Source organism: Microvirga aerophila, from assembly GCF_003332305.1.
Taxonomy (GTDB): Bacteria; Pseudomonadota; Alphaproteobacteria; order Rhizobiales; family Beijerinckiaceae; genus Microvirga; species Microvirga aerophila.
The window spans coordinates 13,301-33,953 of sequence record NZ_QOIO01000039.1 but is presented as its reverse complement, the minus strand read 5'-3'; the positions used below and the strand labels follow the sequence as shown (position 1 = coordinate 33,953).

The window sequence follows — 20,653 nt, the reverse complement described above, 5'->3', positions numbered from 1 at the left end:
ACGGCCGCAATTGATGCAGGATGGAGCAGCAGGGCATTAAAACCTAGCCCTTCCGTTGTTAGAAGAAGCGCTCCGGTACCCGCACCAGATCGCCCGGATAGATCGGAACCGTTGGCGCCAAGGAGACCTCCTGGAAGGCCCCCACACCGCCGCGCTGGATGAGCACCTTCGACCCGCTGGCGCGGTAGGTCGGGCCGCCAGCGACTGCCATCGCGCTCATCACGTTGAGGCCACTCTTGTAGGGGTATTCGCCCGGCTTCTCGACCTCACCCAGGATGTAGAAGGGCCGGAAGGTCGCCACCTCCACCGTGACTTTGGGGTCGCGCAGGTAATTGCCACGGAGCTTGCTGGAGAGGGCTTTCTCCAGCTCGACCTTGCTCAGACCGGTCGCTTGGACTGAGCCCGCCAGCGGCATGGAGACGTAGCCGCCAACGTCGATGTCATACTCGCCGGTGAGCTTGTCCTCGCCAAAAACCGTGATGCGCAGCTTGTCACCGGCCGCGAGTCGGAAATCGGTCGGGGACACCGCCGCCACCGATGCCGTGGTGGCCAGGTTGGTTGGTTCAGAATCTGATGTAACAGTTTCACAGGCGGCCATGGAGAGAGCCAGGCTCCCTGCGACAAGGACCCTGAATACGATGGCGGTCTTCATATGTCCCCCAGAATACCAAAAATAGGCCCGCTGTTCTCAGCGTTCAGGCCCGTTTCGTCGAGATGATTCCGCTATACTATATGAAGCAAGGTTTAAAGCCTGTCGCAAAGTCGCAACTCCACGACAAAACTTACGGGTCGATTAGTTTCGGGAGTCGATGCTTCGGCACCGGGAACGACGGGACCTCCCCCTCTCCCGACGGCTCGGCCTCATCAAAGGCCGGGGTGCTGGCTCCGGGGGCTGGTTCCGCCGGGCGGGTGAGAAACTCCTCCCAGCGGGCTTGCGCCTGGTGCTGCTGGCGCGCGGAACGCCCATCCTGGAGCCGGGTCACAGGGCGGCCGCTGAATGTCACCACCGGGTGCTGAGATGCCAAAAGGGGCACCGCGACCTTGTCGCGCCCCGATCGCACCTGGACCTCCACACCCCGCATCTGGGGCGCAAAGCGCATGCTGCCGACAGCGCCGGCCCGGGCGGGCGATCCGGCAAAGCTGATCATGCAGCGACCGAAATGGCTCTCACAGTCCGACCGTGAGCGAGACTGCGGAGCATTGTCGTCAAACTCTGCGGCTGCATTCCGGAACGCATTGCGGCACTCATCCTGGGTCAACAGTCTGGCCGTCTCACACGCCCGCTGGGTGGCAAATACAACGGACCGCGCCTGGGCAAGCACTGGGGTACCCTCCGTGAGAAGGGCCGCCAAGCCCGAGGCGACACAGATCCGGGCTACCCCCGTCCCTCTGCGCCTCTGGTCGCGCGGCAGGGATGATCCCAAACCCGTTGCCTCGTCTATGAAGGCACGTGGCCGCAACAATGAACGATGTGTGTGCCACGGGCGGATCATCGCCGAGCCCTCCCTTCCCAAATTGTCCGTCGGCCCAACTGCAGGCTGGTAGCTTGTACCCCTGTGAGTCATGTCGCCTAATCTGTGCCGCATGTGCTGTGTTCTGCCCGGCAAGGGAGCCCGTCTGTTGGATCCCTACATCGGGATGACGCGGAGCGGCTCACTCCTTTCAGGAGGAGGTAGCACGAGGACCGCGAAGGAGCCCGAAATCAACCCCAAACCGCTCCAGCGCGCGTTCCGCCACCACGACAAGCCCCGCCCCCAAGAGCGCACCAGCGGCTTTTACGATTCCGTCAGGGAGTTGGCTATGCCGGCCCGGGGCGAGGTGCTGGAGCACCTCCAGCAACCCAGCCACCCCGATCATCAGCCAAACAACCTGCAACCGACGTCGAGGATAGCCAAGGCAGAACAGAGCCGCTATCGCGGCAAAAGCGGCGAACCGCTCCCAGTTCGCAGGCGCGGCCGTAACCGGTCGCAGTTCGATGGGTGACAGGGTGAAGACCACAATGGCGCAAACCAGGAGCCAGGCAGCCCATCGGGAGAGCACCGTGAGAGTCATGTAATGTTGTCTGATCAATGCGGTGAGCCTACGCATAGTTTTCTGTTCAAGCCCTACTTGTTGTCGTGAGAAATGGGAGCCGGGTCCACCTCTCGGCTGACCGTAACAGAATTACATTATCACGAGGGGATCATAAGGATTTCTGAAGTGACATTGACCGAACACCTCGCGGGATGATCTGCCAAGGCACCTGCAACGGAAAACGGACATTTTATCGGCCTCATAGCAGGACAAGGTCGCGCGGCATAGGCCTGAATGCTTCGAACGTCATCGCTGAAAAGATCAGCCACCTGCCGGAATAGGCTCTCCCATTCGAGACGCGAGGTCTCACCGGACGCGATGAGACGCGCGAGCTTGCTCTCGCGATCGGCACTGATGGGGACGAGGCGCACGCGCATTCCTAAAGCCGCGATAGGTGCGAAGAAGGAGTCCTGTAGCTCCGCGCAATTCCTAAAGCGAATTTGGGCTGCCTTTAAGTTCGAGCAGCGGGAATGGGTGAACGCGATTTGACGGGATTTTTTGTCAAGACCTTTGCCACGAGGACTATGGGGTCGGGAAAGGGCTGCCCGATAGCCTAGCGAGTTAATTAGCGCTGTCCTGCTTGAACGGATTGGTGATTGTCAGGTCTGGGCCAATTCTCTGGCCGTCCTGCAGATCTTCGGAGTAGAGGGTTGTGCAGCCTGCGCCGGCCGCCGCCGCGATGATCCCGCTGTCATAAATCGAGAAGCCGTAGCGGCACATGATGTCGAGCGCCTGGTCGTGTGTCTCGATCGTGACCGGCTGGACATCACAGGCATACCGAACTCCGGCAAGGACGTCGCACACCTCGTCCAGGTCCATCGTGAGTTTCTTGGTCATGACATTCACGGCCTCGCTGAGGACTTGGACGCTGATCGTACCGCCCTGTGCGAGAAGAGCCTCAGCTTGGTTAGCCTTGGTCGCATCGCCGGACAGCAGGTAGAGAACGATGTTGGTGTCGAGGAATGGCTTAGCGCTCATTGGCCCCGAATCTATCGAACTTGAACCCTTCGGGAAGGCGGCCGCGGTACTTGCGCAACCTGGCTAGCACCTCGGCCACCTCAGGCTTCTTCGCGACCGCGAAAGTTCGGGATCCCGCGACCGTAATCTCGATATCGTCGCCTTCCTTGAGCCCCAGGGCTTCAACGACGGCAGCAGGGAGGCGAACCGCAAGGGAATTGCCCCATTTGGCGACTTGCATCAGGCTCTCCATGATATACATTCCGATAGATGTATATCTAGGCGATTGACGGCAGGACGCAAGCCTACTCTCGCTACCATCACCACCCAAGAAGGCCGAGGCGGGTTCGGGCACCCTGGCTGTACCTTACAACGCTCCCAAAGGTTCTTCAGCTGCGGAGAGCATTGGTATCACAACCACAAACACCATGGTCCTGGAGACCGAACGGGTTGTCGCTTGGTAGCGATAGCATGATCATCGCGGGACGATCTCACCAGACAGCTTCCGCTTCCACGGGCTCGCTCTTCCAAATGGCAAGGGCCTCTTGGATGCATCAGCACCAATGTATTGGATCTTCTGCCGCTTCGCCTGCGCTGCACGTCGATGATCACCTTGGTTTTTGAGGAGTGCGCAGGCCGCATGCGCAGGTCCCATGTTATCCAGATCATCGGGACCGCCGAGCTCAAGAGCGCGCATGTGCTCTGCGATCCAGCGCTCACGCACGCCGTCGATCTTGCGATCACATAGGACACATACACCACCCGTTTTCTCCCAAACCTGAAGGCGCCGATGAGGCGTGAGCTTCCGGCGGACCGTGGTGCTCAGATCTTCGATGTCAACGAATGGCATAAGAGGCCTCAGTCACAAGTCGAATGGGAGGAGCTGTCGCCGGTTCGGTCTATTCGCAAATCCTCTCCTAGAAGGTCGACAGCCCGCTGGAGCAGGCGATCCCATTCAACGCACAATCTCTCATAAGACGAGATCAGAGCTGCAACCTCGCACTCACGAAGCGGATCAACACGAACTAGGCGTGCCTGGACGCCTAAAGATGCAACGGTTGCAATGCCGCCTGCGCGATCTGAAGCCCGTTCGGCTGATGTTGGGGGATTAGAACCACGTCGGTATTTTGCTTTTCGCATTATCGCTGGTCCCTATGATCCTCAGGGTGAGCAGCCGCTCAAAGGTTCAAGGCTGCGTTTGGAAAAGAGTTCTGCCGGACTAGTGAGTTACTGCTGCTCGCGTTGCCTTGGCTCGTGTCCAAGCAAACTTCAGAGCAGAACTCATAAGGGTCTTCCAAGCTGCTTGAGATCCTTTGGCTCGCTCCTTCCGCGCTAGAGCGAGCGCAAGCGCCATGATAGCAGATTGGTTGTAGCGGCCTCCGCAGGTCAGAGGACGCGCCTGTAGCGCTCTAAGTGCATCGTAGGCCTTGGCGACAGCGAGGGATTGAGCCACAAGGGCATTGACTGAAGTGCGAGGTACTCTCTCATGACGAAAATCCCGCATTGCGGCAGACCAACTAATTCGGCGACGGTATGACATAGTGGAACCTCAAGCGAATACGATACTATTAGTATCATATGATGCCGTCGTGTCAATACCAATAGAATCATTTGATGCTATTAGGATCTAAATTTGATGTTAGATACGAGTGAGCAGCTCCGAGCCGCCCGCGCCCTCCTACGGTGGGATCAGACGGCTCTGGCGTCAGCCTCTGGTGTGTCGCTTCCAACGATTAAGCGGTTGGAGACCAAGCCAGGTCGTCTGAATGCCCACGGCCCGACGCTGCAGGCTCTTTGTCGGGCATTGGAGGCAGCTGGAGTTCAGTTCATCCCTGAGAATGGCGGCGGGGCCGGTGTCCGCTTACGCCATCCAATTCACAACACCACTACCGATAGTCCGAGCGTGGAGCAGCTCAGTGCAAAGAATGAAAAATAAGGCCGGCATCTCATCTAGTGCTTCGCATGCATTAAGATAGGCGCTATCCATGCGCCCGTTCGCTCTAAAGACCGAGCACAATCCACATAGCCCAAGAGCAATTCGTTTCCAGCCATGCCAGAACAGTCGACGCCCCGTACCGTACGCACTCGAACCCGCCCTGCCGACGCTCAGCCTTCCGATATGCGAGTCTTTCCGAAGGACTTAGGATCCCTATTTGCCAAACGCCCAATCATCCTCGGTGAAACGACAGAAGCATACGATGAGCTTCTTTCAAAGGCGACCGCTGCGGTCGATCCCACTGACATCCTTGAGGCGATATGGGTGAAGGACATCGTCGATCTGATCTGGGAGTCGCAACGCCTCAGACGGCTGAAAGCCGGCTTGCTCTTAACTGCCCGAAAAACCGCTCTCGAGCGGATTATACAGGTAACTGATGATCCCGTTAGTTCGATCATGCGCGACAGAAGCGAACTCCAGACACTCGGTAGTCGCTGGCTTGAGGGCGAGGTGGACGCTCATGCAGAGGTGGCGGCAATCCTGAAACAGCGCGGCTTGAACCTGGACTCAGTCATGGCGCAGGCGTTGTCAGATAAGCTCATTGAAATCGAGCGCATTGATCGAATGATCGCGAGCGCAGATGCTCGCCGGAACAAAGCTTTAAGCGAGATCGAGCGTCGCCGCGAATCTCTTGCGCGCCGGGTTAAATCTGAAGCCGATGACATACCAGGCTGAACCCAGATGGTGGGACATGAATATTTGGCGGCTGTAGAATGACGTCATCCAAGCGAATGGCTGCAAACAAAGCCAATGCTCAGAGGAGCACTGGTCCACGAACTGTAGCAGGGAAGTCTCACTCCAGGTTAAATGCGTCCAAGCACCGTCTGGCCGTGCCCATCTCCGACATTCCGGAACTGGCAGAGGATGTCGCTCAACTCGCACGTAGGATTGTCGAGAACCTTGGGGCGGACGAAAGTGTCCATGAAGCTGCAGTAAGAGTGGCTGAAGCTGCAATTGATGTCCTCAGAGCGCGAGCAGCCGGATCCGATCTCCTAAACCAACTATCGTTGTGGGAGCCTGAGCCGCAGCCCTCTGTATCTGAAGGTGCGGATGGGGAGCAAAGCACCAAGGGAGGGGATGGGAGGACGCGTTTAAAAAGACCTTCTGGCACCCGAAAAGGCCATGGCCAGACTCAAGAGCCGACTGCAGACCTAAGCGTGCTAATTACCCAGCTTGAGAAGCTCGAACGCTACGAGCGACGCTCCCACTCGCGTCGCGACAAGGCTATCAAAGTCTTTGAAGAGCTCCGGGAGGCCGCCGCGAATGTTGGAGCAAACAACGTAGACTGAGTCTTGACGGAATGGATAGGACCGAGTGCAACGGGTTGCACCAATAACGTTGATGTGATGGCGAGTGGGGCTTTCGAACGAACTCGATGACATTGAGCTGATGAACCGGTTCAGCACGATGGAAGACACGCCGCCACAAAGCGCCGGCCGAGATAGAGCGCTGCCGGGCTCCCTTCCACCGACACCGCACCACGGACGATGACATCCTCGACGTTTCGCAACCGGCCTCTGATGGCAGCGCGCGGCGTTAGCGCATGACATCCTCGGAGCGCCTTATCGCCAACTGGGTCAACGCGCACCGCAGCACCGGCCCCGATCGGCAGCGGGCGAGGCGCGCCATTGCTGGCAACGCAGCCGGCATCCCGAATGCAGCCGTAAAGACAGCCGGACAGGACTGGACCTGACGCGGCATGGATTGCGAAGCGGTTAAGTGTTTCCCAATTGGTAGACTTGCCCGCTCAAGGCTGGCGGATCGTAACTTGGGCAAGCCGCTTTGCTGCCCGTGCAAGCGGGCGATCAAAAGTTACAAAGGCTGTGCAGCCCTCCGCTTTCGCCAGATGAAGAGCGTCCGCGAAATCCATTCCCTGCCCCATCCAGTCCAGAGCTGTCGCGGCCAGAGCAGGGTCCTCCAGGGTGACCCGTGGAAGCCCCGCGAAGCCGCGAAGAGCTTCACCAACCTGAACCGGAGAGTAGCCGTAGGCGCTGCGCAGCACCCATTCTGTTTCCAGGAGAACGGTTGTGCCAACGAAAACCTCATGGCCATCGATGAGCGCTCGCGCCTGCGGGGCCTGCACCGGATGGTCGGCCGTCAGGTACCGGACGATCACATTGGTATCAATCGCGAGCATGTCGCCGCTTGGCTTCCGCGATGATGCTGGCGTCCATCTCGTCGAGCGTCTTGGGCGGCCCATTGCTCGGGAGGGATCCGAACACATGCTCCGGCTGGGTCGGAGCAAACAGCGGGGCGGCTTTCAAAAGCACGCCTTCCGGTGTGTCTTCGACCGTCAAATGGGTCCCAGGATCCCAGCGTCGTTGCTGCCGGATGGCCTTTGGAAGGATGACCTGGCCCTTAGTTGAGACTTTTGTAGTGAGCCGTCCGGGTTTGGGCATCAGAGTGCTCTCCTAGGAAGGTAAGACGATAGTAAGATAAAGGTGGGGCCCAGCTGGTGCAAGCCTTCAGCGGGCCGGTTGGCCACCAAAGCATTTGACGAGGCCTGCGCCGCTGCGGACTGTGGATCGGCCGATCCCCTGACCTTATTCTGGCAGGACGAACGCAAGGAAGGGAGCAACACGCAGTAGGACCAAGCCAAGCGCTTGCGCCTTGGCCAACCGGTGTGACGCCGGAATTCCAGCCGCAGCGAGGGCAATGTCATGGCCGTGCTGTCCTCTCGCATACGCAATCCCGAGATGGGTCAACAGGGCCTTCACGCCTTTCTCGGCCGCTTGCTGGGTGTGATAGGCTGCCATCTCAAGATTCTGATCAGGCAACGGCATCGAGGTCCTTCGCCGCTGTCGCCAGCCAAGCCGCTGCGGAACCAGACCTCACGGTGAGGCAGTCCGGTCAGGCCGACCATGGATGACCACGCCATCCCTGGCAATGTCATGGCTGAGATTGTTGATCCCGGTCTTCTTCTCCTCGAACACCGAGCGCCGAATCGGGACCACCTGGATCGGGATCCCGAGGTCGGAAACCAGCGGCCAGAGGGTGACAGGGGTGAAGCGACCCCACTCCACATTGTCGGGCAGGATGACGCAGAGATCCCAATCACTGGCGCCATCGTTGTCGCCGCGAGCCCTGCTGCCGAACAGAACGATGGCCTCGGCGTCCGTTGCCTCGGCCAGGCGCACAGCTGCCATCTCGACGGCGGGGTCGATATGCAGTCCTCCCCGAAGCGCGGGGCTATGGACCCGAGAAGCCATGATCAACAATGTAGTCCTCTAAGAGGCCGATGAAAGCCCTCTGCTGGAGCTTAGCGGCAGCGCACCGTGATACCTCCCGGACCTCACATCATCCGCGACTTGACGAAGCCCTATGCATCGGCGCACGCTCATCCTAGTCGGGTCTGACCGACCTGCTCCAGCACCTCCTGCACGCGGACCGTTGTGAGTGCCGCGCCCTCTCGCATCGGAAAGTGGCCATCCGGTTGTTGTGCGAGGCCGGCTTCAAGGAGGGATAACCTGCGCTGGGCTCGCAAAACCCAAGCTCTGGTCGGGTCACCGTCCCTTGGGGAGGTTAGCCTTCGACAGTGTCCCTACTGGAACCGGGCGTGCCATCCCGTCCGCCACCAACCGCCTGTGCGGGATGGTATCCCGGTTGCCGTGCGGACGTCCTCTTTCGTGGGGCTCGACCTCACCCGTGAGACCACCGCAGGTCGCGCCATTGACCTGTGACCCGCGACTGTCGGAACCCCACCCTCATCCGACGACAAAGGCCGGGCGGCTCACGATGAGCGTCTCGACCAAGGGACAAGACATCCTCCCGAAGTCGATCCGGCAGCAACGGCGCTGGGGCTCTGGAACACGCTTGATTGTCGAAGACACGCCCGACGGCGTGCTGCTGCAGGCAGCCCCGCTGTTTGCTTCTACCCTGCCGGAGGACGTCTTTGGATCACTGTCCTCCAAGGGACAACCCAAGACACTTGAAGAGATGGAGGCCAGCATCATCGCTGAAGCCGACCAGCGACATGTTTGCGATTGATACTCATATAATCGTCCGGTGCCTGACGGGAGACTATCCTGGATAATCGCCAAAAGCCAAAACGCTTATTGGGAGCCACGACACCTTCGTTGGCACGACTGTTCTGCTGAGCGCTTCTTTGGCCTGATTACGACAGAGCGGATCCGCCGCGGCATCTTCACGTCTGTTGCGGGCCTTGAAGCAGCAATTCACGACTGCTTGAAGCCATTCCTTTAGAGAGCTTCCGTTGCAGGCGTTCTCAGCACATCCGCTCGCACGAGGTGAGAATGAGCACCGGCATGCTAGAGTTTGACACGAGGCGGCCTTAACAGAGCTTTACCCTGGCGAGACCATGAGACGAGGCACCATATGAATGCAAGGCCCCTGACAGACGCCGAGTACGACCGCGTGTCGTATGTTCTCAACCGGTTCCGCAGTGAGCACGCGATGAATTTGGAAGAACTCGATGGCTTCTTTGCTGCCCTCATCTGCGGCCCCTCCCGGGTTCACCCGAGCGAGTACCTGTCCGAGATTTGGGGAAGCGAAATGGCCGACGAGGAGGCCTTCGCGAGCCAGCAGCAACTCAATGAGTTCCTGGATCTCATCATGCGCCATTGGAGCGTCATTGCGGGTACGCTGCAATCCGGTGACGTGTTTTTGCCGTTGCTGCTCGAGGACGATCACGGCATCGCCCACGCGAACGACTGGGCGCAAGGGTTCAGGCGCGGCATGGCATTGCGACGAGAGGACTGGGCCGAGCTCCTGGATGATGAAGATCATGGTGGCTGGCTCGTGCCGATCTTGGCGCTGGCCCATGAGCACGACCCCGATCCAACCATGCGGCCTTATCAGGAGCCTGTGGATGCGGAGCGGCGCGAGCACCTCATCGCAGGTGCCGCTGCTGGAGTCACGGCGATTTATCGCTACTTTGAGCCACTCCGACGAATGCACCCAGTGTTCACGGGTGGATCATCCACCTACCGCCGCACCGTTCCCAAAATCGGACGCAATGATCCGTGCCCCTGCGGATCCGGAAAGAAATACAAGCGGTGCTGCGGTAACCCCACATTGCACTGATGAGGATCGACATGTCCGACCGATCTGCCCAGGCGAAGCGGGATCGAAACGTTGGAGTCGGAACACGAGCATCCTCCCAAAGCATTGATGATCACCACCTCGCTTGCTTCCTGGTGTTATGCGGGTGACATGTTTGGCCAGTTGAGACCACGGGCTTGAAACGATCTCGAGACACTGTATATACTTGATCGTATCTACGGAGGCTCCGATGACGACGGCCAAGGTTTTCCAGTCCGGCAACAGCCAAGCTGTCAGGCTGCCAAAGCAGTTTCGCTTCAACAGCGACGAGGTTGAAATCTTCCGTCGTGGGGACGAGATCGTCCTGCGCGAGAAGACCAAGGATCTCACCCGTGCGTTCGAGCTCCTCTGCGATCTTCCCAGCTTCGACCGCGAGGACGCTCCTCCGCAAGAGCGCGAGGGCCTTTGATGGCAGCAGCCAGCTATCTCCTCGACACGAACATCTGCATCTACATTCGCCGGGAGCGGCCTCAAGGCGTCCTGGAGCGCTTTAAAGCCCTCGCCCCCGGCTCAACAGCCATCTCCGTCATCACCTACGGCGAACTGATCTACGGGGTGCGCAAGAGCCCCAATCCCGACAAGGCGATGGCGGTCTTGCAGGAACTCATCGCGCTGATCCCGGTCTTGCCAGTAGCCATTGATGTGGCGAAGACCTATGGGGCCATCCGCAGCGATCTTGCGGTCCGGGGTGAGCTCATCGGCAACAATGACCTCTGGATTGCTGCCCATGCCAAGAGCGTTGGGTTGACGGTTGTCACAAACAACGAGAGCGAGTTCCAGAGGGTGGAAGGCCTCAAGATCGAAAACTGGGCCAGGGGATAGCGCAGCTTTAACGATACTCTGTTGCATAACTATAGGTTTATGGACCCGTTCGTTCGCCTCACATTTTGGCTCTAGCCGTTGTCCAGACGGCGCCTCTCCCGCATGGAGCTGACGATCTATGCCGTCGCGACCATGGCGGCCCTCGGCGTTGGCCTCATCGAGCGGGCCGGCTATTGGCCTGAGAACTGGAAGGTTCAGCCACGCGGGGTGCCGAAGGTGACCCCGCTCTGAGCCCGTTGATGTAAACCGTCGGTTGGTGGAGCAGCCTGACCAATGGCCCCTCGTATGCAAGCTACAGAGTAAGGATGGGGCAGCTCGGCCCCAAGCCTCCCGCTCCTGATGCGTGCAAAGAGCCCCCACTCTGACTATCCCGGCAACTGGCGCCGAAAACGGTGTGCTGCGGAGTGGCGCGGCCGGGCTGCCTCGGCTAAGCGGACGATCCGTGTAGCGAATCCGGCGAGGAAGCTTGGGCGACCCCTATCCCAGGAGAGTGGACCGCGATGATCTCCCGGGTGTGCAGCCAGATCAGCATCCGCATTGCATGCTCAACCTGGCACGACCGCGCCAGGGTCAGGATTCCCTATTGAGGCCGAGGCCTGAGTGAGCGCGCCAACTCGCGGATCACGCTGTCCTCAATCCCAAGATCGTCAACATCCTCCTCAAGGTTCGCCGGTGCCGAGGCCTCACTCACCGAGGACGGAGCCGGCGTCCAAGAAGCAGACTTCGGCTCCGCTGGGATCAGGTGGGACGAAGAGCCGAAGCGATTTTCCAGAGTATCGAGCAGGCTGTTGAGGGCGGCATCCGAGACGAGGACCTGAGGCACTGCAGACAATCCCTCGAAAGCGAGCCTGCTGGTCTCGTAGGACGCCTCAGCGGAAACCTCCGGTCCGAACCATGGCAGCGGGTGAAAGTCCTGGGCTTCTGTCTCACGCTCGAACTCGACTGAGATCAGATCGAAAGGGCTGGGCACGGTAAAGCGGCGGATTTGAACGTCGCGTGTTCCGATCGACAGATCAGAGCGCAGATACTCCACCCGCCCTGCTGTGACATCAAGGAGAGCCTCGGCCTGAGATTGGGGGAGTTCTGTAGGCTCGTTCCTCACCCCACTGGGTCCGGAGGTGACCAAAACCAGGCTGCCTGCCTGCCCTGTGACCTGAACAAAGGCGCTTCGGTCAGCGTGTATGGGAAAGTAGCCTTCAATCACACGGTGGCCTCCCCTCTCCTTCTCAATCAGCCGCGCCAGGGAAGAGGCGAGCAGAAAACGGCGGGTGGTGCTCATGGGGCAAAGGCTCCCTCACGGATCATGGACTACTGGCCTTTGGCCGATTTACCCAGAGAGCTATGGGGTAACGCGACTGGGCCGAAGTCCGTTTATTAGCACGTTCAACGTTCTTCAATCAAAGGTTTACAACCTCCGCCCATTTGCAACACTTGGACGGGATCTCAGATTTTCTCTAAAAGCCGGAGGTGTGCTAACAGAGGGTATATCGGGATGAGGCTTGGCGCTCTCGCGCCGCAACAAGGCCATCAAAGCCTTTGACGAGGCCTGCGCCGCTTCGGACTGTGGATCAGTCATTATTGCCGGAACTCGGCAGCAAACGCCACCAGCACCACCTCCTCGGCTGGCAAAGCTGGCTGGTTCAAACGGCAGGTTGATACCTTTTTTGTATTCATTTCTGGTCATATTGGATACTTAACAGTCCGAGGAGACACCACGATGTCCCGCACCACAACGATGACGGTCCGGCTTAGCGGTGCGCTGAGCGACTTCGTCGCCGCCCATGTCGGCGAGACCGGATCCTACGAGAATGTCAGCGGGTACATTCGCGACCTGATCCGCCGCGACAAGGAGCGGGTCGAGCAGGAAGCGTTCGAGCGGCTTAAGGCGGAGCTGGCACGAGCCTTCGCAGCGCCCGAGGCATCCTATCAACCGCTCGCAGCGGCCGAAGTCATTGCGCGCAACTAGGCATAGGGCGGAATGGCGTCTGTCCGCATCCAAGAGGCAGCGTCTCATCGCATCGACGAAATTTTCCGCTATACGCGCGACCACTAGGGCGACAAATAGGCTGAGCGCTCTATCACCGAGCTGTGTGAAGCTTTTAGCAAGATTGAAACGCATAAGGTGATGTCACGCCCAGTGCCGGCCGAGTTTGGGGTTGACGGTTACTTTTCCGCTATGAGCGGCACTTCGTCTACTGGCGGAAGCTCAGCAATGGTGACATCGGCATCGTGACGATCCTGCATGAGCGTATGCATCAGATCGATCGATTTCGAGATGACTTCGGATTGTGAGCCTTTCGTTCAGCCTCAATCAAAGGCACCCAGTTTCGTCCCACCGAAATGACCTGAACCGAGTCAGACGTTCTCAACGTCCGCTCCTCATCCGGACCTCCAGGCTCCCGACAGATGTGTGCTGGCCTAAAGCTGCAGTCCTTCGAACGCTGGCTGTTCGCTTCCTTCAGCGGCTCAGAAACTCGCGTCCCTGCATCTGTTCGGAAGTCCGTGACGTGCAAATCGATGGTTGGAGCCTTGCTTCCTCGCCCCAGGCGCCGAGAGTTTGGCGACTGGGCGGCCAAGGCCGACGGGACTCGCGCCGTTCGTAGGTAACTATTCTGGCTGAATATAAGCTTATGCGACCTTCTGTTATACGTGAGCTCAAGCTTATGTTCAGGTGGCGCTCATGCCCGACAACGACTGGATTGATGAATTCATCCAAGAAGTAAAGAAGCTGGCTTACGATATTCCGGCTCCAAACCCCTACACGCCCATGCTGCTGGCTCATTGCCTCGAAGCAGAACGATGCAGAGCTGGCGAAAACTCTCAAATCGAGGATGTACGGTTTCGCGCGCTCCGTGATTTCCTGAACTCCCTGCAATTCAAGCCTCCGAGCGCTGGCGACGGTGGTCGCGCGGGGATAAGCTCAGCATCCTGAGCGAAGTGGGTATGGAGGGCGCGGGTGTTGCCGGGTCGCCCAGCGCTATGACGCCAGCCGGCTCGCGATACCATCACCACCCAAGATGGCCGAGGCTGCTTCGGGTACTCGAACTGTTCCTTACCCTGATCCCGAGAGCGCTCTAACCAACCCCGCTCTGATAGAGGTTTTCGAGTAGGCTGGCCTTCAGTTCATTTCCTGGACAATGGGGTAGAGTGGGCGTCCGCTGGCGCCATCCGTCACAATCGCCAGCAGCCAGACCAACCACACGCCGAGAGGGAGGCCTGGAGCGCGACGTCAGCGTGTCGGCTATGCGCCACCCCATGGTCTCCAGCCATCGGAGCTACTGCATTTGAAGAGTTGATTTCAGGCGCAACGGCGTATTGGCTAATTAACTTAATTCAGGAAAATACGCTTAACTTAGGGCATGGACCACATGTGCGGAATTGTTGGTATTCTGGGCAACACCTCGGTGACGCCGTTGGTTGTGAAAGCCCTCACGCGGCTTGAGTATCGTGGCTATGATTCCGCCGGCGTCGCGACCCTGAAAAACGGCCAAATTGAGCGCCGCAGAGCTGAGGGAAAGCTGCGCAACCTGGAGCAGAAGCTTTCGCAGACCCCCCTGTCCGGAACCATCGGCATCGGGCATACGCGCTGGGCCACCCACGGCAAGCCCAACGAAACCAACGCTCACCCCCATGCGACCGACAAGCTGGCAGTGGTCCATAACGGCATCATCGAGAACTTCCGCGAGCTGAAGACCGACCTTGAGACCAAAGGCATCGTGTTCGAAACAGAGACCGATACGGAGGTCGTGGCCCAGCTCGTCACCTATGAGATGCGGCAGGGCCGCCCGCCGATTGAGGCGGTCGCGGTGACGCTGCCGCGCCTGCGTGGGGCATTTGCCTTAGGCTTTCTGTTTTCCGGAGAGGAAGACCTGCTGATCGGCGCCCGCCACGGGGCTCCTCTGGCGATCGGCTATGGTGATGGCGAGATGTTCCTGGGCTCGGACGCCCTCGCGCTGGCGCCTTTCACCGACGAAATCTCCTATCTGGAGGACGGCGATTGCGCCCTACTTCGCCGCAAGGGTGTCGAGATCCACGACGCGTCGGGGCAGAACGTTCACCGTCCGCTCCACAAAATCCCCACTGGCTCGTTCCTGGCGGACAAGGGCAACCATCGCCACTTCATGGCCAAGGAGATCCATGAACAGCCCGAAGTCGTCGGCCGGACTCTCGCTCACTATGTGAATTTCAGCGCCGGCCGCATCGAGCTTCCCTTTGACCTGCCTTTCGACTTCAAAAATTTGCAACGGGTATCGATCTCGGCCTGTGGAACCGCCTACCTGGCCGGGCTGATTTCGAAATACTGGTTTGAGCGCCTAGCCCGTGTTCCCGTTGAGATCGATGTGGCCTCGGAGTTCCGCTATCGGGAGGCTCCCCTCGAGCCGGGCAGCCTTGCGCTCTTCGTGTCCCAGTCCGGCGAAACAGCCGATACGCTGGCGTCGCTGCGCTATGCAGCCGCGCATGGGCAGCACACAGTGTCGGTCGTCAATGTGCCGACGTCGACGATGGCCCGGGAAAGCTCGGTTGTAGCCCCAACCCTCGCAGGAGTTGAGGTCGGCGTGGCATCCACAAAAGCCTTCACCTGCCAGCTTTCTGTGCTCCTCTGCCTTGCCATAGCGGCCGGCCGCGCCCGCGGAACACTCTCAGAAGACGCCGAAAAAGAGTTGGTTACCGCGCTGATCGGCGTGCCCGGCCTGATGAGCGAGGCGATGAAGTGCGAGCACCAAATCGAGGTGCTCGCTCGCGAGCTCTCGAAGGCCAAGGACGTCCTCTATCTGGGGCGCGGCACGTCCTATCCCCTGGCACTGGAAGGCGCCCTGAAGCTCAAGGAAATTTCCTACATTCACGCTGAAGGCTACGCGGCGGGTGAGTTGAAGCATGGTCCGATCGCGCTGATCGACGAGACCATGCCGGTCATCGTGATTGCGCCCCATGATCCGGTCTTCGAGAAGACTGTCTCGAACATGCAGGAAGTGGCTGCACGCGGTGGGAGAATCATTCTCATCACGGATGAGAAGGGAGCCCTCGAGACGGGGCTCGACACAATGGCGACCATCGTGATGCCGTCGGCCCACCCTGTCGTGGCGCCCATCGTCCACTCCATTCCGATCCAGCTGCTCGCCTATCACACGGCCGTCGTCATGGGCAAAGACGTAGACCAGCCACGTAATCTCGCAAAATCCGTGACAGTCGAGTGACGCTAACCTGCCACTAACGTTTCATGTCACTCGATCCGAGAAAGAGTTGCTCCCGTGCCCGAGCGCTCCCTTGTGGACCTCACATGCCGGGCGCTAACCGGGCTCCTGGCCCTGCGCAACAAAGGCCTCATCACTGATGACCTCATCTGTTTCTCCTGTTCAGGGCTCGGCCCGCAGCTGCCTTGCAGTCGTTCTGGCCGCCGGCGAGGGCACGCGGATGAAATCCAACAAGCCCAAGGTCCTGCACGAGATCGCCAACCGTTCGATGCTGGGGCACGTCATGGCGACCGTCATGTCTGCGGGGGCGACCGAGGTCGCGGTGGTGATCGGACCGGACCGGGAGGATGTCGCCACGGAGGCTCACAAGATCATCCCGGGTGCCCGGGCGTTCGTGCAACGGGAACGACGTGGCACGGGCCACGCCGTGCTGAGCGCCCGGGAGGCGTTGGAGCGGGAGCCGGACGACATCATCGTCGTTTACGCAGACACGCCCCTCGTCACCCCTGACACGCTCGCCAAGCTGCGGGAGCCCCTTGCCAATGGGGCCGCCGTGGTCGGACTCGGGTTCGAGGCCCGCAATCCCACTGGGTATGGCCGCTTCGTCATGTCCGGGGATGAGCTGCTCCATATCCGCGAACACAAGGATGCGAGCGAGGAAGAGCGCGCGATTACCCTGTGCAATGGAGGCTTGATGGCTCTCCGCGGGGATGTGGCTCTGACAATCCTGGACAGGATCGAAACGAAGAACGCACAGGCCGAATATTATCTGACGGACGCCGTGAACATCGCGCGGCGGCTCGGGTATCGCACGGCGGCTGTGATCGTGTCTGAGCAAGAGGTGCACGGCATCAACGATCGGATGCAGCTCGCCATGGCTGAGCACATGATCCAGGAGAGATTGCGTCGTAACGTCATGTTGTCAGGAGTGACGCTTGTGGCGCCGGAGACGGTCTTCCTGAGCCACGACACCCAGCTGGGCCGTGATGTGGTGGTCGAGCCGCACGTGGTCTTCGGCCCCGGCGTGGTCGTTGAGGACCGTACGGTGATCCACAGCTTCAGCCACCTGGAGAGGACGCATATCGCGGCAGACGCAAGGATTGGTCCATTCGCCCGCTTGCGGCCTGGAGCATCGGTTGGCCCGAAGGCGAAGGTCGGTAATTTCGTCGAAATCAAGAATACAGACGTCGGAGCCGGAGCGAAGGTAAGCCATCTGACCTATCTCGGCGACGCCAGCGTGGGGGCGGAGGTCAACATTGGGGCCGGCACCATCACCTGCAACTACGATGGCTTCGGCAAATACCGCACCGAAATCGGCGAAGGGGCCTTCATCGGCTCCAATTCGTCCTTGGTCGCCCCGATCACAATCGGGAAGGGCGCGTTCGTCGGCTCCGGTTCGGTGATTACGGAGAATGTGACTGACGATGCGCTGGCCCTGGGTCGCAGTCGCCAAGTCGTGAAAGAGGAATGGGCTGGCTCGTTCCGCGAGAAGGCAAAGGCTGCCAAGAAACGGTGAGCCTACGCGTCATAACGAATTCCTGGCTCTGCTCAACAGTGGCCGAAGCGACACTGGATGTGCTCCGCGCCCGTCGCGCCAAGACGCTCCAGCTCGCGTCTCTGGAGAACGATCCAGCCTTCTCGGCAGGGCCGCTTCCGCCCCTTTGCCCCGTCTGACCAAAGTATTCTCATGGCGCTTTGCTGTTGGGCCGAACAAATCCAATGACGAGGACCCCGTGCCAAGATACCATAAAGCCAGGATCACGGTGGCGGAGGCGTCATGGGCGGGAGGCAATGGGTCCGTGTTCGCTCCCTGGTGGGCACGAAGCCACCCGAACCGGAGAAGGCGGCGATTACGGCCGCCTGCGAGCGCTTTCTGGCTGAGGTTCTGCGACCGCGCTTCCTGCCCGAGATCCAGCCCAACTCGTTTAACTACCCGATCGCCATCACGGGCAAATGGCATGGCAACAAATACCGCTTCCTGCAGCGCTTTCGCTCCGACGATCTGGACGCACTCGAGCCCGAGTTCGATGCGCCGTTTGCGCGTCTGGAGTATATCGGCCGTGACTGCTTTGATGTGTCTTGGCATCGCCATACGGGCGAGTGGTTTTGCCTCCACCGATCCGTGTCTCTCGCCGAGGCCTTGCGCCTGATCGAGAGTGATGGCCATCTGCATCCCGTGTGACGAGCCGGTTCAGCCTCTTACAGAAGGGGAAGTCTGGTGAACTTGAGCCAATCGCGTGAAGCTTGTCGTCAATCTTACAATCCTGGCCGCGCTGCGCCAGTCGCCTCTCGTTGGTGCCGAACTCGACATCACGCGCAAAGTCACCCCAGATCGTGACGTCGATCTATGATGCGAGACCTCCTCGACACCAACATTATCAGCAACACGACAATGCTATTGCCATTGCCATCACTTTTGACCTGGATGTCCGAACAGGCTGACGAAGATCTGTTGATCTCAACACTGTCCATTGCTGAGATCCGACACGGCATTCTCCAATTGCACGAGGGCCGCAAGAGGCGAGAGCTGAGCAGTGGTTCTCGGGCTCGACAGGACCTCAAGCGCTCTTCAAAAATCTTGTCCTGCCCTTCGATAAGCCCGCTGTGGGCTCAGCTGATGGCCGAAGGAACAGTAGATGGTCGACCGCGGAGCGCACTCGATATGATCAGCGCAGCGATCGCAGGCGCGAATGCCTGCATATTGGTCACAGACAACGAGAAGGACTTTCGGAATTCAGTCGAGGTCATGAATCCGATTCGACCAGCGTCACTTCAGCCTGAACGCCTCGGTTAGATGTCTCAGTCTCATCCACGAGCGCTGCAAAGAAATGTTCTGGCTCCTCTAGGGTAAGATCAAGCAGCTCCCACACCGCAATCCAATCGTCCCTGACATCGAAATCCTGAGCGGGGACGACTGCCACAGCACTTACATACCGTCGGCGAAGATCAACCTCCACCGGTTCAACTGATCGCCTCAAGCATCGTCCACGATCGCCGCAAGAGCGCGTTCACTGCTTTGGTCCGGTCAATCGCTTCGCGCGTCGACAGCCCATGCGTGAGCGCGTTACGGTTCCCTTGCGGCACTGCCGGCCCCACCACCATGCATCCGGCAGCGCTTCCGAGAAGCGCAATGGGCGTCTTGGACGCCTAGTGGAAGTTCGCGCTCAACGCCTAACCGCAAGGCGACGCTGCCCGCTCCAGCAGCCGCAGATGAGCTATGCGACGACATCAACAGGCATGAGTGCCATCACCAGGAACGAGGCGGCCAGGAGGGCTAACTGACATCGCGGATACACGCGTTGAGGGCGTCAATACAGCCCTTCGTTCGAAGCATCGCCCTCACGGCAGAGACGACCTTGATTTCCGACAGAAATAGACTAAGTCATGTAAACTAAGGTTAAGAGAGGCCCTATGCAGATCGTCAACATTCATGAGGCCAAGACCCACTTGTCCCGGCTCATCGAAAAAGCCGCACGCGGGGAAGCGTTTGTGATCGCCAAGGCGGGTAAGCCCCTCGTCAAGGTCACAGCCCTGGATACCCCTGCAGCCGGAGAAAGCCGTCGGCTTGGTTTCCTCGCCGGGCAAATCTCTGTGCCAGACGATTTCGACCAGATGGGCAGCACGGAGATCGAACAACAGTTCAAGGGTGAGATCTGATGAAGGTGTTGCTGGACACCCACCTCCTGCTCTGGGCGGCCGGGGATCCTGATCGGCTACCCACCGCCGCAAGGCCATTCCTCGAAGATCTCCAGAACGAACTGCTGTTCAGTCCAGCAAGCCTGTGGGAGATCGCGATCAAGAGAGGGCTTGATCGTCCAGACTTTCGTGTCGATCCGCGGCTTTTGCGGCGCGGCCTTCTCGACAACGGCTATATGGAGCTTCCGATCATGAGTGTCCACGCCGTGGAAGTTGAGGCCCTCCCGCCCATTCACAAGGACCCTTTCGACCGCATCCTCGTGGCCCAATCGCTGGTCGAAGGCATTTTGCTTCTCACATCCGATGCGATCGTGGCTCGCTATCCCGGTCCTGTGCACCTTGTTTAGCGCCCTTACCAGATCCCAAAGATGGCCGCACAGGGGCTTTTCATGTTTTAGGCTTTTGGCAAGATCGAGACGCACGAGGTGATATCACGCCCGGTGCCGGCCGAGTTCGGGGTTGACGGTTACTTTTTCCGATATGAGTGGCACTTCGTCGGCTGGTGGACGCCCAGCAATAATGACATCGGCATCGTGACAATCCTGCATGAGCGCATGCATCAGATCGATCGATTTCGGGATGACTTCGGATTGTGAACTGGTCGCTTAGCTCAATCCCGTCGCGTCCAGTTTCCTCCCGTCCAGGTTGATCTGTGACGAACGGATCAGAGGCGCAATCGCACCAGCCGCCAGAACAGACTCATGCGAAGCCGTTGATCGACCGGTCAGCACGAAGCCACCCGCCGATAGCACAACCGCTCCTCGCTCCGTCTTGGTTGACGCTGTATTTTTCAGTCCTATATACTGACTAGCGCAACCGAGGAGGCTGCTCTGGCCCGCGAACCTGCATCCTTCGG

Annotated in this window: 27 protein-coding genes and 1 pseudogene; 17 read left to right on the top strand and 11 right to left on the bottom strand. The window is 59.4% G+C overall.

The window, feature by feature from the left end:
• Nucleotides 1-58: 58 nt before the first annotated feature.
• The 6 genes from DRB19_RS19585 to DRB19_RS31920 all read right to left on the bottom strand — a co-directional run bounded on the left by DRB19_RS19585 (nt 59) and on the right by DRB19_RS31920 (nt 3,727).
• Nucleotides 59-652: a polysaccharide biosynthesis/export family protein gene (locus tag DRB19_RS19585; RefSeq protein ID WP_245439679.1), complete on the bottom strand. Its 594-nt coding sequence runs from the start codon at nt 650-652 to the stop codon at nt 59-61.
• A gap of 130 nt (nt 653-782) precedes the next feature.
• Nucleotides 783-1,493 carry a DUF1190 domain-containing protein gene (locus DRB19_RS19580; protein WP_245439677.1) on the bottom strand — a complete coding sequence of 237 codons (711 nt, stop codon included), beginning with the start codon at nt 1,491-1,493 and terminating at the stop codon, nt 783-785.
• A gap of 169 nt (nt 1,494-1,662) precedes the next feature.
• Nucleotides 1,663-2,052 (bottom strand): VanZ family protein, encoded by a 390-nt coding sequence (locus DRB19_RS19575; RefSeq protein ID WP_114187729.1) that lies wholly within the window; start codon nt 2,050-2,052, stop codon nt 1,663-1,665.
• Between the two features lie 582 nt (nt 2,053-2,634).
• Nucleotides 2,635-3,051 (bottom strand): PIN domain-containing protein, encoded by a 417-nt coding sequence (locus DRB19_RS19570; protein ID WP_114187709.1) that lies wholly within the window; start codon nt 3,049-3,051, stop codon nt 2,635-2,637.
• Nucleotides 3,041-3,271 carry an AbrB/MazE/SpoVT family DNA-binding domain-containing protein gene (locus DRB19_RS19565; protein ID WP_114187728.1) on the bottom strand — a complete coding sequence of 77 codons (231 nt, stop codon included), beginning with the start codon at nt 3,269-3,271 and terminating at the stop codon, nt 3,041-3,043. The genes DRB19_RS19570 and DRB19_RS19565 overlap by 11 nt, the downstream gene beginning before the upstream one ends.
• Before the next feature lie 234 nt (nt 3,272-3,505).
• On the bottom strand, nt 3,506-3,727 hold the full coding sequence (locus DRB19_RS31920) for a hypothetical protein (RefSeq protein ID WP_420870165.1): 222 nt from the start codon (nt 3,725-3,727) through the stop codon (nt 3,506-3,508).
• Between the two features lie 939 nt (nt 3,728-4,666).
• Here DRB19_RS31920 and DRB19_RS19555 point away from each other — a divergent pair.
• The 3 genes from DRB19_RS19555 to DRB19_RS30065 all read left to right on the top strand — a co-directional run bounded on the left by DRB19_RS19555 (nt 4,667) and on the right by DRB19_RS30065 (nt 6,719).
• Nucleotides 4,667-4,966, top strand: coding sequence for a helix-turn-helix domain-containing protein (locus DRB19_RS19555; protein ID WP_114187707.1), 300 nt, complete (start codon nt 4,667-4,669; stop codon nt 4,964-4,966).
• Nucleotides 4,967-5,149: 183 nt separating this feature from the next.
• Nucleotides 5,150-5,701: a hypothetical protein gene (locus DRB19_RS19550; protein WP_114187706.1), complete on the top strand. Its 552-nt coding sequence runs from the start codon at nt 5,150-5,152 to the stop codon at nt 5,699-5,701.
• A gap of 868 nt (nt 5,702-6,569) precedes the next feature.
• Entirely contained in the window at nt 6,570-6,719 is a 150-nt protein-coding gene (locus DRB19_RS30065; RefSeq protein ID WP_162815763.1) for a hypothetical protein, read from the top strand.
• Nucleotides 6,720-6,773: 54 nt separating this feature from the next.
• Here the strand turns inward: DRB19_RS30065 and DRB19_RS19545 are convergent, their stop codons facing one another.
• The 4 genes from DRB19_RS19545 to DRB19_RS19530 all read right to left on the bottom strand — a co-directional run bounded on the left by DRB19_RS19545 (nt 6,774) and on the right by DRB19_RS19530 (nt 8,235).
• Nucleotides 6,774-7,163 carry a type II toxin-antitoxin system VapC family toxin gene (locus tag DRB19_RS19545; protein ID WP_114187705.1) on the bottom strand — a complete coding sequence of 130 codons (390 nt, stop codon included), beginning with the start codon at nt 7,161-7,163 and terminating at the stop codon, nt 6,774-6,776.
• Nucleotides 7,150-7,425 carry an AbrB/MazE/SpoVT family DNA-binding domain-containing protein gene (locus DRB19_RS19540; RefSeq protein WP_114187704.1) on the bottom strand — a complete coding sequence of 92 codons (276 nt, stop codon included), beginning with the start codon at nt 7,423-7,425 and terminating at the stop codon, nt 7,150-7,152. The genes DRB19_RS19545 and DRB19_RS19540 overlap by 14 nt, the downstream gene beginning before the upstream one ends.
• A 144-nt stretch (nt 7,426-7,569) precedes the next feature.
• Nucleotides 7,570-7,809: a HEPN domain-containing protein gene (locus tag DRB19_RS19535; protein ID WP_114187703.1), complete on the bottom strand. Its 240-nt coding sequence runs from the start codon at nt 7,807-7,809 to the stop codon at nt 7,570-7,572.
• A 48-nt stretch (nt 7,810-7,857) separates the two neighbouring features.
• Entirely contained in the window at nt 7,858-8,235 is a 378-nt protein-coding gene (locus tag DRB19_RS19530) for a nucleotidyltransferase domain-containing protein (protein ID WP_114187727.1), read from the bottom strand.
• Between the two features lie 526 nt (nt 8,236-8,761).
• Here DRB19_RS19530 and DRB19_RS19525 point away from each other — a divergent pair.
• The 5 genes from DRB19_RS19525 to DRB19_RS30060 all read left to right on the top strand — a co-directional run bounded on the left by DRB19_RS19525 (nt 8,762) and on the right by DRB19_RS30060 (nt 11,140).
• The gene (locus DRB19_RS19525; protein ID WP_114187702.1) at nt 8,762-9,013 is read left to right on the top strand and encodes an AbrB/MazE/SpoVT family DNA-binding domain-containing protein; all 252 of its coding nucleotides are present in this window, start codon (nt 8,762-8,764) and stop codon (nt 9,011-9,013) included.
• Nucleotides 9,014-9,361: 348 nt separating this feature from the next.
• Nucleotides 9,362-10,069 carry a UPF0149 family protein gene (locus DRB19_RS19520; RefSeq protein WP_114187701.1) on the top strand — a complete coding sequence of 236 codons (708 nt, stop codon included), beginning with the start codon at nt 9,362-9,364 and terminating at the stop codon, nt 10,067-10,069.
• A 208-nt stretch (nt 10,070-10,277) separates the two neighbouring features.
• Nucleotides 10,278-10,496: an antitoxin gene (locus DRB19_RS19515; RefSeq protein ID WP_114187700.1), complete on the top strand. Its 219-nt coding sequence runs from the start codon at nt 10,278-10,280 to the stop codon at nt 10,494-10,496.
• Nucleotides 10,496-10,909 (top strand): type II toxin-antitoxin system tRNA(fMet)-specific endonuclease VapC, encoded by a 414-nt coding sequence (gene vapC / locus DRB19_RS19510; RefSeq protein WP_114187699.1) that lies wholly within the window; start codon nt 10,496-10,498, stop codon nt 10,907-10,909. The genes DRB19_RS19515 and vapC overlap by 1 nt, the downstream gene beginning before the upstream one ends.
• Nucleotides 10,910-10,987: 78 nt before the next feature.
• A complete protein-coding gene (locus DRB19_RS30060) occupies nt 10,988-11,140 on the top strand; it encodes a hypothetical protein (protein ID WP_162815762.1) in 153 nt (50 codons plus the stop codon).
• 349 nt (nt 11,141-11,489) lie between these two features.
• On the opposite strand, the gene DRB19_RS19505 is transcribed toward DRB19_RS30060, so the two are convergent.
• Nucleotides 11,490-12,188: a CYTH domain-containing protein gene (locus DRB19_RS19505; protein ID WP_114187698.1), complete on the bottom strand. Its 699-nt coding sequence runs from the start codon at nt 12,186-12,188 to the stop codon at nt 11,490-11,492.
• A 438-nt stretch (nt 12,189-12,626) separates the two neighbouring features.
• Between DRB19_RS19505 and DRB19_RS19500 the strand changes: the two genes are divergently transcribed.
• From DRB19_RS19500 to DRB19_RS19455, 9 genes and pseudogenes are all read left to right on the top strand, one after another.
• Complete coding sequence (locus tag DRB19_RS19500; RefSeq protein WP_114187697.1) at nt 12,627-12,875, top strand: ribbon-helix-helix domain-containing protein; 249 nt, start codon at nt 12,627-12,629, stop codon at nt 12,873-12,875.
• Between the two features lie 714 nt (nt 12,876-13,589).
• The gene (locus tag DRB19_RS19490; RefSeq protein WP_114187696.1) at nt 13,590-13,841 is read left to right on the top strand and encodes a hypothetical protein; all 252 of its coding nucleotides are present in this window, start codon (nt 13,590-13,592) and stop codon (nt 13,839-13,841) included.
• Between the two features lie 436 nt (nt 13,842-14,277).
• Entirely contained in the window at nt 14,278-16,104 is a 1,827-nt protein-coding gene (glmS, locus tag DRB19_RS19485; protein ID WP_114187726.1) for a glutamine--fructose-6-phosphate transaminase (isomerizing), read from the top strand.
• A gap of 136 nt (nt 16,105-16,240) precedes the next feature.
• A complete protein-coding gene (gene glmU / locus DRB19_RS19480; protein ID WP_114187695.1) occupies nt 16,241-17,617 on the top strand; it encodes a bifunctional UDP-N-acetylglucosamine diphosphorylase/glucosamine-1-phosphate N-acetyltransferase GlmU in 1,377 nt (458 codons plus the stop codon).
• A 261-nt stretch (nt 17,618-17,878) separates the two neighbouring features.
• On the top strand, nt 17,879-18,283 hold the full coding sequence (locus tag DRB19_RS19475; protein ID WP_114187694.1) for a DUF3024 domain-containing protein: 405 nt from the start codon (nt 17,879-17,881) through the stop codon (nt 18,281-18,283).
• A 165-nt stretch (nt 18,284-18,448) separates the two neighbouring features.
• Nucleotides 18,449-18,820: pseudogene (locus DRB19_RS19470) on the top strand (PIN domain-containing protein); the annotation flags it as partial.
• Between the two features lie 692 nt (nt 18,821-19,512).
• Nucleotides 19,513-19,758 (top strand): type II toxin-antitoxin system Phd/YefM family antitoxin, encoded by a 246-nt coding sequence (locus tag DRB19_RS19465; protein ID WP_114187692.1) that lies wholly within the window; start codon nt 19,513-19,515, stop codon nt 19,756-19,758.
• Complete coding sequence (locus DRB19_RS19460) at nt 19,758-20,144, top strand: type II toxin-antitoxin system VapC family toxin (RefSeq protein WP_114187691.1); 387 nt, start codon at nt 19,758-19,760, stop codon at nt 20,142-20,144. The genes DRB19_RS19465 and DRB19_RS19460 overlap by 1 nt, the downstream gene beginning before the upstream one ends.
• Nucleotides 20,145-20,222: 78 nt before the next feature.
• Entirely contained in the window at nt 20,223-20,393 is a 171-nt protein-coding gene (locus tag DRB19_RS19455) for a hypothetical protein (protein ID WP_210207499.1), read from the top strand.
• Nucleotides 20,394-20,653 lie beyond the last annotated feature (260 nt).

Excerpts from the sequence above, each read along its gene's own strand:
- DRB19_RS19585 (WP_245439679.1), bottom strand. The coding sequence starts at position 652 with ATGAAGACCGCCATCGTATTCAGGGTCCTTGTCGCAGGGAGCCTGGCT.
- DRB19_RS19580 (WP_245439677.1), bottom strand. The coding sequence starts at position 1,493 with ATGATCCGCCCGTGGCACACACATCGTTCATTGTTGCGGCCACGTGCC.
- DRB19_RS19575 (WP_114187729.1), bottom strand. The coding sequence starts at position 2,052 with ATGACTCTCACGGTGCTCTCCCGATGGGCTGCCTGGCTCCTGGTTTGC.
- DRB19_RS19570 (WP_114187709.1), bottom strand. The coding sequence starts at position 3,051 with ATGAGCGCTAAGCCATTCCTCGACACCAACATCGTTCTCTACCTGCTG.
- DRB19_RS19565 (WP_114187728.1), bottom strand. The coding sequence starts at position 3,271 with ATGCAAGTCGCCAAATGGGGCAATTCCCTTGCGGTTCGCCTCCCTGCT.
- DRB19_RS31920 (WP_420870165.1), bottom strand. The coding sequence starts at position 3,727 with ATGCGCGCTCTTGAGCTCGGCGGTCCCGATGATCTGGATAACATGGGA.
- DRB19_RS19555 (WP_114187707.1), top strand. The coding sequence starts at position 4,667 with ATGTTAGATACGAGTGAGCAGCTCCGAGCCGCCCGCGCCCTCCTACGG.
- DRB19_RS19550 (WP_114187706.1), top strand. The coding sequence starts at position 5,150 with ATGCGAGTCTTTCCGAAGGACTTAGGATCCCTATTTGCCAAACGCCCA.
- DRB19_RS30065 (WP_162815763.1), top strand. The coding sequence starts at position 6,570 with ATGACATCCTCGGAGCGCCTTATCGCCAACTGGGTCAACGCGCACCGC.
- DRB19_RS19545 (WP_114187705.1), bottom strand. The coding sequence starts at position 7,163 with ATGCTCGCGATTGATACCAATGTGATCGTCCGGTACCTGACGGCCGAC.
- DRB19_RS19540 (WP_114187704.1), bottom strand. The coding sequence starts at position 7,425 with ATGCCCAAACCCGGACGGCTCACTACAAAAGTCTCAACTAAGGGCCAG.
- DRB19_RS19535 (WP_114187703.1), bottom strand. The coding sequence starts at position 7,809 with ATGCCGTTGCCTGATCAGAATCTTGAGATGGCAGCCTATCACACCCAG.
- DRB19_RS19530 (WP_114187727.1), bottom strand. The coding sequence starts at position 8,235 with ATGGCTTCTCGGGTCCATAGCCCCGCGCTTCGGGGAGGACTGCATATC.
- DRB19_RS19525 (WP_114187702.1), top strand. The coding sequence starts at position 8,762 with ATGAGCGTCTCGACCAAGGGACAAGACATCCTCCCGAAGTCGATCCGG.
- DRB19_RS19520 (WP_114187701.1), top strand. The coding sequence starts at position 9,362 with ATGAATGCAAGGCCCCTGACAGACGCCGAGTACGACCGCGTGTCGTAT.
- DRB19_RS19515 (WP_114187700.1), top strand. The coding sequence starts at position 10,278 with ATGACGACGGCCAAGGTTTTCCAGTCCGGCAACAGCCAAGCTGTCAGG.
- vapC (WP_114187699.1), top strand. The coding sequence starts at position 10,496 with ATGGCAGCAGCCAGCTATCTCCTCGACACGAACATCTGCATCTACATT.
- DRB19_RS19505 (WP_114187698.1), bottom strand. The coding sequence starts at position 12,188 with ATGAGCACCACCCGCCGTTTTCTGCTCGCCTCTTCCCTGGCGCGGCTG.
- DRB19_RS19500 (WP_114187697.1), top strand. The coding sequence starts at position 12,627 with ATGTCCCGCACCACAACGATGACGGTCCGGCTTAGCGGTGCGCTGAGC.
- DRB19_RS19490 (WP_114187696.1), top strand. The coding sequence starts at position 13,590 with ATGCCCGACAACGACTGGATTGATGAATTCATCCAAGAAGTAAAGAAG.
- glmS (WP_114187726.1), top strand. The coding sequence starts at position 14,278 with ATGTGCGGAATTGTTGGTATTCTGGGCAACACCTCGGTGACGCCGTTG.
- glmU (WP_114187695.1), top strand. The coding sequence starts at position 16,241 with ATGACCTCATCTGTTTCTCCTGTTCAGGGCTCGGCCCGCAGCTGCCTT.
- DRB19_RS19475 (WP_114187694.1), top strand. The coding sequence starts at position 17,879 with ATGGGCGGGAGGCAATGGGTCCGTGTTCGCTCCCTGGTGGGCACGAAG.
- DRB19_RS19465 (WP_114187692.1), top strand. The coding sequence starts at position 19,513 with ATGCAGATCGTCAACATTCATGAGGCCAAGACCCACTTGTCCCGGCTC.
- DRB19_RS19460 (WP_114187691.1), top strand. The coding sequence starts at position 19,758 with ATGAAGGTGTTGCTGGACACCCACCTCCTGCTCTGGGCGGCCGGGGAT.